Origin of the sequence: Bradyrhizobium sp. LA6.8, from assembly GCF_040547935.1 — a bacterium.
Lineage (GTDB): Bacteria > Pseudomonadota > Alphaproteobacteria > Rhizobiales > Xanthobacteraceae > Bradyrhizobium > Bradyrhizobium barranii.
The window spans coordinates 66,036-78,565 of sequence record NZ_JBEPQQ010000017.1; the positions used below are offsets into that span (position 1 = coordinate 66,036).

Genomic DNA, 12,530 nt, shown 5'->3' on the forward strand with positions numbered 1-12,530 from the left:
GGAGGTCCGAGATGAGCCGCAGCGAGGAAGTCCGCGACTTCTACGAAAGGATGCCCTATCCGGCCCCACGCACAAGTCTGGACGCACACCGCGACCACTACAAGAACCCGGACCGTCGCCGGGCCGAGTTCCATCTGATGTGGCCGGCCAAGCAACCGCGGGGAGGACAAGAAATCCTGATTGCCGGATGCGGCACTTCGCAGGCCGCGCGGTACGCGCTTCGCGAGCCCGATGCGCGAATCACCGCAATCGACATCAGCGATACGAGCCTGCGTCACACGCGCGATCTTCAGCGCAAGTACAATCTCGAGAATCTCGAACTCCATCAGCTCCCGATCGAGCGCGTCCGGAAGATTGGACGCTCGTTCGACCTGGTGGTCTGCACAGGAGTGCTGCATCACCTGCCCGACCCGGATCACGGCCTTCGCGCCCTTCGCGACGTGCTGCGTCCGAGCGGCGCGATGCGCCTGATGGTCTACGCACGCTACGGCCGGGCCGGAATCTATATGATGCAGGAGTACTGCCGCCTGCTCGGAATCAGCGCGTCGGCAGAGGATCTACGAGATCTCGGCGCCGCAATCGAAGCATTGTCGGCAGACCACCCGATTTCAGGCGTGCTGCGCCGGGCGGCGGATTTCCGGCGGCCGGAAGCGATGGCGGACGCACTTCTTCATCCCCAGGATCGCGCCTACACCGTCCCGGAGCTGTATGCATGGCTCGATCGGTGCGGCATGTTCTTTGGTCGCTGGATCGAGCAGGCGCCCTACCTGGCCCAATGCGGGGTGGTGGCGCTAAGCCCGCACGCCGCGCGCTTGGCTTCATTGCCCTCGCGACTGCAGCACGCCGCCGTCGAGCTCTTCCGAGGAACGATGTTCTCGCATAGCTTCATCGCATACCGAGACGACCGCTCCGATGCGAGCCAGCCGATCAACTTTGCCGGCGATCGCTGGCGCGACTATGTTCCCGTTGCGCGGCCACGGACGGTGTGCGTTCGGGAACGTCTGCCTCCTGGTAGCGTCGCGGTGCTGATAAACCGGTCGCATACATTCACCGATCTCATTCTCACCATTGATGCTTTCGAGGACCAACTGCTCGGCGCCATCGACGGGAACCGAACGCTGGCCGAAATTCTGCAATTTGCAGCGCAGGACGGCGAGGGCGATCGCCGAGCCTTGAGATTCTTCGAGCGCCTTTGGCAATACGACCAGGTCGTCTTTGACGCATCGTGTGCCGCCGCGAACCATCGGGACCGTGAGAAGGAGAGACAATGAATACTTCAGGCTACGGGGCCGCGCCATATCCGGCTGACGTCGTCGACGGAAAGATATTGATGGCCCTCTCCGAGTTCTCGCCTGTCCCCAATTCGGAATGCAAATGACCCCCGGGCAGAACCTTGCGAGTGACCGAGATGGCGACCATGGCAGCCTCGTGGTGCTTGCTGTTTTGGCGCTCATCGTTGGCGCAGTTTCAGGCTTAGTGGGAGCGCTCTTCCTGCTCTTGCTTGAACGGGCGGACAGGTTTCGCGAGGTCTTCATCGTCTGGGCGCATTCGAAAGCCTTCGCCGGCTTTATGGTCGTTAGCATTGCTTGCGCCGCGGCGGCGGCGGTAGCGGCTTGGCTGGTTCGCCGCTACTCACCCAACGCATCAGGGAGCGGCATCCCACACGTCGAGGCGGTCCTGAACGAGGACCTGCCGCAGGCGCCGTTTCGCATCATACCGGTGAAGTTCGTTGCCGGGGTGCTGGCAATCGGTTCGGGGCTGGCGCTCGGCCGTGAAGGCCCGAGCGTCCAGATGGCCGCGACCATCGGGCATCTAGTCGGCAAGGTATTTCGACGCGGCTGGCCCGACTGCAGAGTGTTGCTTGCCGCCGGCGCGGGGGCAGGGCTGGCCACTGCGTTCAACGCGCCGATTGCCGGCGCCATTTTTGTCCTGGAGGAATTGGTACGGCGATTCGAGTTGCGCGTTGCGATTGCGGCGCTTGGCGCGTCGGCGACCGCCATCTCCGTGTCCCGCGTGCTCCTCGGCGACGCACCAGACTTCCATGTTGGAGCGTTGACCTATGCTGGTGCGGCAACGAGGCCCCTCTATTTCGTCCTCGGGGCGGTCGCCGGACTTGTGGCGATTGTCTATAATCGCTTGCTGCTCGGAACTATTGCGACGATCGATCGACTCGACCGATGGCCTTTCGAGCTGCGTGCGGGTCTTATCGGCGCAGCAGTTGGAATGCTGGCTTGGTTCGCGCCCAACCTTGTTGGCGGCGGCGATCCGATTACGCAGCGCACTCTGGTCGGGGCGGAGACGCTTGGCCTGCTTCCGCTCCTTTTCCTGCTCAGGCTTGGGCTCGGCGCCATATCGTATGCGGCCGGGACACCGGGGGGCCTGTTTGCCCCCATGCTAGTACTGGGAGCCCAACTGGGATTGTTCTTCGGTCAGCTCTGCCAGCTTGTATTTCCAGATCTGAACATTCAACCTGAAGGATTCGCCTTGGTCGGGATGGCCGGCTTTTTCACCGGTGTTGTCCGCGCCCCGCTGACTGGCATCGTACTCGTCGTCGAGATGACGGCAAACGTCACAATGCTTTTGCCGATGTTGGGAGCCTGTTTCATGGCCATGCTGGTGCCAACTGTGATGCACGATGCGCCAATCTACGATTCGTTGCGGGAGCGCACTCTCGAGCGCGAAAGAACACGCATCAAGCAGGCGGAAACTTAGAGATGCGTCGAAACCAAATGATGCCGATAGCTCAGCAATTTGGCCGCCGAACGGCCCTCTACTGCCGAACCTGTTCCGCAATACCCTCACGATTCACCGATGGCCGATGACATGCCTCGACTCCTTTTTTCGTCCATGCCGGATTTGCATAGCCCGGGCGGATTGGAGGACTTAATCTTAGAGCGCGGTGCACGACGCGATACTCGTTACGTCGGGCGAGCCAACAAGAGGTTGTTGAGAGTTCTTGCGGTTGCAACAATGATCGGGAAGGCCAGTTCAGAACCGGAGTAGCCGGGATGACGCCGTTGGATGTTATGTGGGTCGGTTTAGGCGGTGGTCTGGGATCACTGTTGCGCTGGATGACCGGGCGTGTGATCGGCGAGCACTATCGTGGCGATTTTCCCGTCGGCACGTTCCTGTTCAACGTGTCGGGTGCCTTCGCCATCGGCTACCTTTCCGTCCTGTTCAAGGTCGACTGGCGCGATCGCTATGGCACGGCTCTCAATGCCGGTGTTCTGACGGGGGGGCTCGGCGGCTACACGACGTTCAGCAGCATGCAACTCGACGCCGTCAAGCTAGCCGGAAGGAGAGGCGGCGCTCCTGCCGCGTCCTATCTTCTGCTTTCAGTCGTAGTCGGTCAGCTCGGCGCCGCGCTCGGCGGCACACTTGCCCGTGCGCAGGGCTGAGGAGGACTTGCCGTGGTCAATGTTGTCATACTGGTGTTCGTCGGCGGGGCCCTGGGTGCCATGTTGCGCGAGTTCAGCATGCTGATGGTGCCGAACCTGGCGGACAATTTCCCATTGGATATCCTCGTTGCCAATCTCTTGGCCGCATTCCTGCTCGGTCTCGTCACAGGGCTGCATCGCAGGCAAATCGTGTCCGAAGGTGCCGAGATGCTGGTCGGCACCGGCATTGCGGGCGGACTGTCAACATTTTCGAGCTTTGTCTATGGCGCAGTCGTGCTGATGTCGACCTCGACGGCAAGCGCCGTCGTCGCGTCAGTCTATGTCGTGATCAGTCTGGTGCTGGGCTACATCGCAGTCACTGTCGGACTGAAGCTCGGCGGACAAGGCTCAGCATGAACCGCTCTCCTGCGGGGGGAAGAGACGCTCGTGGAAGCAGCCGTTTGCATTCGACATGTAGTTCGGACCGGCTTTCGCCGATGTGACGCGAGGGGTGCAATATGACGGGCATGATCGACGCGATGAGATCGCACGTCCTGGCGCTGCCGGATCTGGCAAAGTTCGCGATCGTTGTCGCGGCCATCGTCGGCGTTCCGGGGCTGGCGGCCCGCATCAGACTTCCGCCGATGGTCGGCCTGCTGCTTTTCGGGGTCGCTTTGGGGCCGCACGTGCTCGGCTTCTTCGGTGAGCACCGGCCGATAGCGAACTTCTTTGCCGAGTTGGGCAAGCTGTTGCTGATGTTTTCCGCCGGGCTCGAGATCGACATTGCCCTCTTCCGCAAGGCTCAGGCCCGGTCGATCACCTTCGGGCTTCTTACCACCAGCGTGCCACTGCTTTTCGGCACTTTGCTGGGCCTCGGTTTTGGCTATGCGCTCATTCCGGCGATCGTGGTCGGATCGCTGCTCGCATCCCACACGTTGCTGAGTGTACCAATAGTTCAGAGACTGGGTGTCATTCGGCTCGAACCGATCGTCGTGACAATCGGCGCCACAGTGCTGTCGGACACACTTTCATTGGTCGTGTTCGCGGTCTGCGTCTCGATGTATACAACCGGCTTCTCAGCGGAAGGGCTTGCCATCCAGCTCATCGAGATTGCCATCTTTGTGCCGCTGATCCTGATTGGGCTCAGTCGCGCCGGCGCCTGGGCATTGAGCAGCATGGGAAGTAACGAGGAAGCCCATTTTCTGGTGATGCTAGCCGTCATGGCGGTGGCAGGCGCGATCGCCGACTTCATAAACCTGCCGGGGATCGTCGGCGCGTTCCTGGCGGGACTGGCGGTCAACAGCGCGGTGCAGGTGGATCCGGCAAGGGTCAAACTGGAATTCTTTGGCAAAGCCTTGTTCATCCCGAGCTTCTTTGTCGTCACCGGTCTGGTGATCGATCCGGTCGTGTTCGCCACAGACATCGTCGACCATTTCCCTCTGGCCTTAGGACTCGTCGTCACTTTGCTCGCGGGAAAGTGGATCGCCGCGGCGGTTGGGGCTCGCCTATTCGGTTACACGCCGGCCGCAAGATCGACGATGTGGGCGCTAACTTTGCCGCAGGTGGCCGCAACCCTGGCCGCCGCGGTGGTCGCCTTCGACACGCGCAATGGGGCAGGGCAACGAATGCTGGACGACACAATGCTCAACGCGGTACTCGTGTTGATGCTGGCCACGTCCATTCTCGGGCCGGTGCTGACGGAACGCTTCGCGCCCGGCATGCTGGAGGACGGGGGGCGCGATAATCGACAGGCCGGCGCATGAGGAGCGCGCGCGGTTGTGAGTCTGATGATCTGAGGGCGGCTAAAAAGTCGCAATAAAATGAAAGACGACCGCACGGCCCGAACGCTGACGAAGGATATCGGCCTACGGTCGGAGCCGACGACTTGCTTGCGGCCATCCGGTGCTGGCCTGCTGGTCGAGAGGACGTTGAAGATGTTCCGAGGTGTTCGCGATGCATGAATGGCTCTCGGCAATCACCAATGGCACGGTGCTGGTAATCGATGCGGTGGTATTGGTCATCATCGCGATCGGGACGATCCAAGCCTTTGTCCAGGGTTTGCGGGTCATGCTCTTGCCATCTGCGACCGGACATGAAAGGCGAGACGTGTGGCTGCACTACGCGCGCTGGCTGGTCGCCGGCCTCACCTTCCAGCTCGCCGCCGATATCCTTGCGACCTCAATCGCTCCGAGCTGGGATGAGCTGGTGCGCCTCGCGATCGTCGCAGTGATTCGAACTTTGCTCAACTTCTTCCTCGAGAGAGATCTCTCCGAGGTTCGCAGACGGCAATTCGAGCCTGTAGACAGCAAGTCTACTTCCGAATGATGCAACGCTATAGCGGACCTCAGCGCTGTGGACCCAAGCCGATTCAGGACGACAAGCTTCAAGAGATTTCGTCGGTATGCTCGCCAACGCTAAATTTTGCTCCTTGGAGCCAGCAACTACGCTGAGGTGCACCCTAATTATTCTGACGAAAACCGGCCGGAGGCGCATAGCGCGCGCACAATGTTGACGGCAATTCTGAAACTGCCAAAAAACCTGACCCCACCCGTGAGCGGGAGGCCTGTACTGGGCCAGCAACTTCACCAGCGGGATTACAGTATGTCACTCTTCAAGGCTCTTCTTGAGCGACCGTTCGATCAGGCGATCACATCAAAATACACGGCAATGAACGGCTTTATCTATTTGGGGCTCGGAGCCCTTGTACTTATTTGGCCCGGAATGGTGCAGACCATCTTCAGGGATGCGGCTTTCGTCGGAAGCGAGGCTTCGCTTATCCGCGTAGTGGGTATGACCGTGATGGTCATTGGCTGGCTCTATCTGTTCGGTGGCCTCTCCGGCGGCAGACGGATCGTCGCCGCTGGCGTATTGGACAGAGTGGTGCTCGTTCCCTTGGTGCTCGTACCCTTGGCCATCGCAGGAGTTTTTCCTCACTTTCTGCTCGCGTTTGCAGTTCTCGACCCGACGCTCGGCATTGGCGCTTGGCTGCTTCTCAGTCGATCGGACCGCCCTTGATTTCACTCGACCGCTTTGATGGTGCCGCCGTGAGAGTGCCCGACTGCTTGGACAGCCCTGTTTACAAACCTGATGAAGAGCATGCGACAGCCCAAGTGCTGAACGCGAAGGAACGCATGGACCCCGCCTGGTGAATGCAAGTCGTGTTTTCGCGGCTCCAGAGTGGTGGTTGCAATCTCACCCTGCCAGATTGCCAGTCGCTACCTTCGTCGGTTTCTTTGTTGCTGTGGGGAAGCGGCGCTACCCTTCCATCTTGATATTGGCTGCGTTGGTACCTCAGTCCATCGCGGCGATGCCGGCTGACTGAATGCGTGTAAACTCCTCGGGAGAGTTGACGAAGTATTGATGCCGAGCGGTTTCAGACGGTTGATCACGTCCATTGAAATATAGCGTCTCTTGACGTCTGAGCGTGGAAGTCAGCAACCCTTGCACGTCGGCAACAGGTGTTTCCACGTACTCCAACACGTGTTCCCTGCGATGGTCCAACGCAATTCCGTTCCTTAGTGTCGGGCTGCGATCCAAACGCGGCCTTGGCGGGTTGCACGTTATTTTCAGTTGATCGCGACCGCACGATAGGGGTTCAGCTGAACGAATATTCAGTCCGGCGAGCGCCGATATTGCGGCCAGGAGATCAGATATGAGCGACCCGGCTCTGCCATCGTTCCGCTACCGCCTGGAACGGCAACCGCCGCATACTAGCTCTGGCGGTCTCGTACGGGGCGCATCTGTCCGGCAGTTCCCAGTTAGCCAGGGTATTGCCGGCGCCTCTATGCGCTTGCAACCCGGTTGCCTGCGCGAACTGCATTGGCACACGACTGCTGCCGAGTTGGGTTACGTCGTATCTGGCAACTGCCGTACCACTGTATTGAGCCCCGAAGGAGCGGCGACCGATACGTTCGGGCCGGGCGATGTTTGGTATTTCCCTCGCGGCTGGGGCCATTCCATCCAGGGGACTGGGCCAAGCGAGTGCCATTTCATTCTGATGTTCGACAACGGCGCCTTCTCTGAGGATCATACACTTAGCATCACTGATTGGTTAGCCCATACGTCGCCTGCCGTCGTCTCACAGAATCTCGGCCTCGGCATGGAGTGGGCGACCAAGCTTCCGAAGGGAGAGACTTAACTTTGCAGAGGGGGCCGTTCCCGATGACTCCTTCGCACGTGCTACGCCCCGGGCGAAGCCGACACTTTTAACGACGCACCGCTATCCGTTAGGCGCCCAGCAGCCGCGGCGCGTGCCCGGCGGCGGCGCGCAGTGGACGGCTACCGCGGATGAGTTTCCGATCTCGACAACATTGTCCGTCTCCGTGCTGGAGATCGAGCCGGGCGCCATGCGTGAGCTTCACTGGCATCCCCTCGCCGACGAGTGGCAATACTATCTTGAGGGTGCGGCTGAGATGGCTGTTTATTTAGGGATGGGTAACGCAGTAACCGAACAATTCGTGAGGGGTGACATCGGTTACGTGCCGATGGGCGCCGGACACTACATCCGCAATACCGGTAGCGGCATCTTGCGCTTGCTGCTCGGATTCAACAGCGGGCACTATCATTCCCACGACCTCAGCGCATGGGTAGCCTCGAATCCGCCGGATGTGCTGGCTGTCAATTTAGGCCTGCCACGAACGGTCGCCGAAGCGCTTCCTAAGGAGAGGCTCTTTATCGCACGACCCCCAGATGCACGATGACAAGCCGCTTATCCACGAGTCATGTGGGCTTTCGATGCATCAGGCGAAGAGCCTCCGACGCATCATAAACAGGAGAGTAACGCCATGCTTGACTGCATATTCACGGAAAAACCGTCTGGTACCCGAAACGCGCCGCGCAAGATGGCGGCCAAGAATCGCATCGGCTGGATGATCATCGCCATTGCGCTCTGCGCGCCGGGATCGGTGCTGGCCCAGACCGCGCCTTCGACGCCGGAGCACGTGCCGCTGCAGAAGACGATCGGCCAGGCCGGCCCGGACATCGTGCCGTCGTTGATCGTGATGAACGCCCGCGGCGCGAGCCTGCAGGGCGGGAAACTGACGCTGACCGGCGTCGCACCCAACTCGATCGTCTTCGCAGACCGCCCGGTGCGGGCGGCAGGGCACACACTTACGACGCACCTGCTGGCGGAGTGGGCGCCGAACAATGAAAGCGACGAAAGCTTCACCAAGAATCCGCCGAACGGCACTGTCTCGGTGTTCAGCATGGACGGGTCGAAAATCCACGATGCCGTCGTCACGCTGAAGACGGCGAAGCTTGAAGGCGACAAGCTGACCTTCGACGTGGATGTGCTGGAAGGTGAGCTGACAGGCGCCGATGGCGCGGCCGCACTCTTCATCGACCGATTCGGCTTCGGCGGCTTCCACGGCGGCGGCTTCCATGCCGGTGGCTTCCGAGGCGGCTACGCCCGTGTAGGAGACGTCAGAGTCGCGCGCGTCGGCGCTGTCGGCGTCGGGTACCATCCCTACGTCGCACGCGGTGCCTGGTATCGGGGAGCTCCCTATGCAGCTGCTGCGGTCGGCGGCGCTGCGCTCGGTGCGGCGGCGGTCGGTGCGGCGGCGGCGAACGTATATCCGTACTGCGGCTATTACCCCTACCCGCCTTGCTACTGAGGGGTGCTCGAACGATGTACACGGGCAGGAACATCGGGCGACAAAGCGAAGTGACTGCATTGGGAAAAGCTTTCCCGCTGGGTCAACGAAGAGCAATGGAGCACCCAAATGACATACATGACGCGAGAGTGTTCAATGCTAATTGCGGCCGCGCTGGGATTGATAGCTGCAGCGGCGCCCGCACTTTCCCAAAACGCTCCTCAGTGCGTAGTGTCAGGATCACCACCAGCGGGCTGGGGCTTTAACTCGATAGGCTATATCGAGATCGCTTCCGGCGGGAGTTGCCTATTTACCGTCAATATTACCGGCGAAATATTGAGTTCGAGCGTTTCGCAGAATCCGGCACACGGCACGCTGCGACAGCTCAATGTATCTTCTTTCGTATACACATCGCAGGCTGGATATAGAGGTACCGATACTTTCTCCGTTCAGGCGAGCGGCAAGAGTCCAACGAGTTCTGGCACGTCAGTAATCGCCGTCAACGCAACCCTGCAATAGCGTCTTGTTCTAACGCCCCATTAGGTAACGATCCGCTTCGTCCGGAGGCAAGTGTATTTGTCATATCCTGCCCCTGACTTCGGGGGAGGGTTGCGCTGGCTACGAATTTGAGGATGCATCTTATGAACAAGAGCACACTTCTCTGCGGCCTGACATGTTTTGGTCTGATGCTCACCGCGATGCCGCCAGTCGGCGTGGCAGCGGAAAAGTTTGAGTGCCCCCTCCCTGTCAAACCGACCACGCCTGCAAAGCTGCAGGAGATTCAGCGATTGCTTCCGGACGGCAATGCAATGGCCAATAGCGAGCGGCTCAGCGCGACTATCGGCACGCTGCGGCAGGGCGGCATGTCGAAAAGTCTGATCATTGACCATCTTGTTGGTGCCTACTGCCCCATGGTCGCGCAAGAAAGCTCGCTCACAGAAGCGGAAAAGAACGCGCATCTTCGGCGTTTCACCGGTCAGGTCACACAGCTGGTCTACAGCCTCGAAAGCGGCCTGGACATTATCATCAGTGTACCGCTCACACCTGACGTTGTCGCAGTACTCAACGAAACGGCCCGCAAACAAGGCCTTTCAGGCGCCGCCTGGATCGCCATGACCGTGGAGAATGCGCTCCAGCGGTAATTGCGGGCACGATTAGCATCAATATCAGGCCAGGGGCCTTCGGGTCACAGCAGGTGCTGCCAACATCGCGTACAAGGCTTTTTCACCTACCGCCGGCTCCTGTGGGAATCATGGGCCCATAGTAGGCGCCCCAGTGGCCCCACACATCGCGGCCCCCGTACCCGCTGAAATTGCCGTTCGGATTGCCATATTTCGGATGCGAGACGACGGGCGGCGCAACAACCCTATACTTGGGATGGGTCCTGACGTTCGACTCGTGACGAACTGTGTGGGCAAATGCGCAGGTGCTGGAGAGCACGAACGCAGAGGCTAGTGCCATTGCCGTAAGTTTCATGGTTGCCTCCTTTGTTGTTTAGATAAGAGGCAACCGCACCATCACCAGTAAAACCTTTGTGCTTTTTGGCTACTTGCCCTCGTATCAACCAAACTCCCATTTGTTCAAACCGAAGTGGGTTTGACTGAGTTTCCTCATTTGCTTTGCTTGAGCATCGCTTCGAGTTCTTCTTCGAGCGATCGCGGCGAAATGCCGAGCACGCGAAACCCCGGCAAGTTGTCCGACGCTGTGGTGTCGATCTGCATAAGTTCGACCTGATTGCGGGTGAGGGGTGGGTGTGGCAAGATTTCAGCGACGCCGGCAAGTACATCCCACAAGGCAAACGGCATCCGCATCAGCGCCGGCCGCAAACCTGCGGTACGGGCAATGGTCCGCAACAACTCCTCGTATGAATAGACACGCGGGCCGGCCAGTTCGTAGATAGGATACGGCTTTTTGCTCTGCCGCAGAACTTGTGTAATCGCCGCAGCAACGTCATCCGCGTACGCCGGCTGGAGCCTCGTCCTGCCGTCGCCGAATATCGGATAAGCCGGCAGGCCCCGAAGCAGCCTGAGAATTGTCGTGAGAAAGCGGTCGTCCGACGCAAACATCACCGCTGGGCGGATGATGACCGCGCCAGGGAATGCGGCCTGCACAGCTGCCTCGCCTTCGCCGCGACTGCGAATATAGGGCGAAGGCGAGGCCGCGTCGGCGCCGATTCCTGATAGGTGAACTAGCCGTTTGGCCCCGACCCGCCGCGCTACGCTCGCGATCCTAGCGGCCGTTTCGACGTGCACCGAATGGAATGTATCGCTTCCGTGCTCGACGTACAGGCTAATCGCGTTGACCACGCCATCGGCGCCCGCAACGGCGGCCTCTCCCGAGCGCTCGTCATGTGCGTCGGCGGCGATCTGTTTGACGTCGTCGCCCTCAGCCGGTCTAGGATGCAGTGAGGCGACGCGCACCGTGGCGCCGGACTCGCCCAAATAGCGCACGACGCGACGGCCAACAAAGCCAGTTCCCCCAAACACGGTTACGCAGCTCATTCGCCGATCGATCCAATGATCCTGGGCGACGCTCTTGATTGAGCCGTTAAGCGCCGTGCGGACTGCCTCAGCGGCCTCTGCCGGCGAACTACCTTTGTTGACATGATGCCCGATAACATCGATCAAAATTTGCGCCGCGGGGCCGACAGTCTGCCACTCTTTCATTGCTTCGTCGATCAGCGGCTCAGCTTCTGCGTGCAGCTTTTGCGCCTGTTCGATGATTGGCTGCGCTCTAATGAGAAGATCGATCAGCGCCTTGCTCGCCGGCAACGATTCCTCAAATTGCCTAAGTTGCGCATCGCTGAGTCCGGAAACGTGACCAATGAGGTCAATGAGCCAGTGCTTCAACATAGTCTACCTCGCCTGTGGCTTTACGCACGCGCTGAACGATGTGTTGCATGGTGCTGAACGCGAACGGCTTGGCATTCCCGTGTTTAAGCTCGCGCAGGACCATTGGTATCCCGCGTCTCGGAAGCTTCGCCAGGACTTCCTCGGCGTCGGCGTAAAACTTTACGCCATCTGCGTCCAAACGATGAGCAGTAATTGCGCCTGTCTTGTGTTCGATTCGGATAGTTGGTTTTGGTCCGCTTCGATACCTGTTCACTTGATATGGCCGGCAATTGTGTTTCGGCATTCATCCACGCCAAAACACAATGAGAGCGCCGGACTGCCTGAACAGCCCTGTGACCGATGCGCTTGGTGAACAGGCACAACCCGTGCCATCCCAAAACAGGATCTTCAGAAGCGAGGCATTCGTGCCGCGGAAGACGAACAGATGGCCCGAGAAGGGGTCCTTCTTCGAGTGTCCCTGGATCAGCGTGGCAAGTCCGTCGAGACCTTGCGCATGTCGGTATGGCCGAGCGCCAGGTGCACCTTCACGCCTGCCGGAACGACGATCATAATGCCTTCTCCTTCTCGGCGAGTTGCCGCTTCACCTCGGCCGGACTGCTGCCCGCTGGCGCAAAGACGCGCCGTCCATCCTCCAGTTCGATCGCATCGTCCCGTCCGGCGGCCGCACGAGATCGCGCAAGGCCGCGAACGCCGGCGCCTCATTCGTCGCG

Annotated in this window: 13 protein-coding genes; 11 read left to right on the forward strand and 2 right to left on the reverse strand. The window is 60.0% G+C overall.

The features are described from left to right. Window positions 1–11: 11 nt before the first annotated feature. From ABIA90_RS44200 to ABIA90_RS44255, 11 genes are all read left to right on the forward strand, one after another. Window positions 12–1,271: a class I SAM-dependent methyltransferase gene (locus tag ABIA90_RS44200; RefSeq protein ID WP_354116289.1), complete on the forward strand. Its 1,260-nt coding sequence runs from the start codon at window positions 12–14 to the stop codon at window positions 1,269–1,271. 103 nt (window positions 1,272–1,374) lie between these two features. Continuing rightward, on the forward strand, window positions 1,375–2,712 hold the full coding sequence (gene clcA / locus ABIA90_RS44205) for a H(+)/Cl(-) exchange transporter ClcA (protein WP_354122171.1): 1,338 nt from the start codon (window positions 1,375–1,377) through the stop codon (window positions 2,710–2,712). A gap of 296 nt (window positions 2,713–3,008) precedes the next feature. Further along, the gene (locus ABIA90_RS44210; protein WP_354116287.1) at window positions 3,009–3,398 is read left to right on the forward strand and encodes a fluoride efflux transporter FluC; all 390 of its coding nucleotides are present in this window, start codon (window positions 3,009–3,011) and stop codon (window positions 3,396–3,398) included. Window positions 3,399–3,410: 12 nt separating this feature from the next. Beyond that, window positions 3,411–3,794 (forward strand): CrcB family protein, encoded by a 384-nt coding sequence (locus ABIA90_RS44215; RefSeq protein ID WP_354116286.1) that lies wholly within the window; start codon window positions 3,411–3,413, stop codon window positions 3,792–3,794. A 101-nt stretch (window positions 3,795–3,895) separates the two neighbouring features. Further along, the gene (locus ABIA90_RS44220; RefSeq protein ID WP_354116285.1) at window positions 3,896–5,140 is read left to right on the forward strand and encodes a cation:proton antiporter; all 1,245 of its coding nucleotides are present in this window, start codon (window positions 3,896–3,898) and stop codon (window positions 5,138–5,140) included. A gap of 190 nt (window positions 5,141–5,330) precedes the next feature. Continuing rightward, window positions 5,331–5,702, forward strand: coding sequence for a DUF1622 domain-containing protein (locus ABIA90_RS44225; protein ID WP_354122172.1), 372 nt, complete (start codon window positions 5,331–5,333; stop codon window positions 5,700–5,702). A 276-nt stretch (window positions 5,703–5,978) separates the two neighbouring features. Then, window positions 5,979–6,392, forward strand: coding sequence for a hypothetical protein (locus ABIA90_RS44230; RefSeq protein ID WP_354116283.1), 414 nt, complete (start codon window positions 5,979–5,981; stop codon window positions 6,390–6,392). Window positions 6,393–7,029: 637 nt separating this feature from the next. Next, window positions 7,030–7,515, forward strand: coding sequence for a cupin domain-containing protein (locus tag ABIA90_RS44235; protein WP_354116282.1), 486 nt, complete (start codon window positions 7,030–7,032; stop codon window positions 7,513–7,515). Between the two features lie 112 nt (window positions 7,516–7,627). Then, complete coding sequence (locus tag ABIA90_RS44240) at window positions 7,628–8,077, forward strand: cupin domain-containing protein (protein ID WP_354122173.1); 450 nt, start codon at window positions 7,628–7,630, stop codon at window positions 8,075–8,077. Between the two features lie 84 nt (window positions 8,078–8,161). Then, window positions 8,162–8,989: a hypothetical protein gene (locus ABIA90_RS44245; protein WP_354116280.1), complete on the forward strand. Its 828-nt coding sequence runs from the start codon at window positions 8,162–8,164 to the stop codon at window positions 8,987–8,989. Window positions 8,990–9,609: 620 nt separating this feature from the next. Next, on the forward strand, window positions 9,610–10,110 hold the full coding sequence (locus ABIA90_RS44255; protein WP_354116278.1) for a hypothetical protein: 501 nt from the start codon (window positions 9,610–9,612) through the stop codon (window positions 10,108–10,110). A 468-nt stretch (window positions 10,111–10,578) separates the two neighbouring features. Here ABIA90_RS44255 and ABIA90_RS44260 read toward each other — a convergent pair whose 3' ends face one another. Both ABIA90_RS44260 and tnpB read right to left on the reverse strand, forming a co-directional pair. Next, window positions 10,579–11,820, reverse strand: coding sequence for a complex I NDUFA9 subunit family protein (locus ABIA90_RS44260; RefSeq protein ID WP_354116277.1), 1,242 nt, complete (start codon window positions 11,818–11,820; stop codon window positions 10,579–10,581). Between the two features lie 283 nt (window positions 11,821–12,103). Further along, complete coding sequence (tnpB, locus tag ABIA90_RS44265) at window positions 12,104–12,286, reverse strand: IS66 family insertion sequence element accessory protein TnpB (protein WP_354122179.1); 183 nt, start codon at window positions 12,284–12,286, stop codon at window positions 12,104–12,106. Window positions 12,287–12,530: the final 244 nt, after the last annotated feature.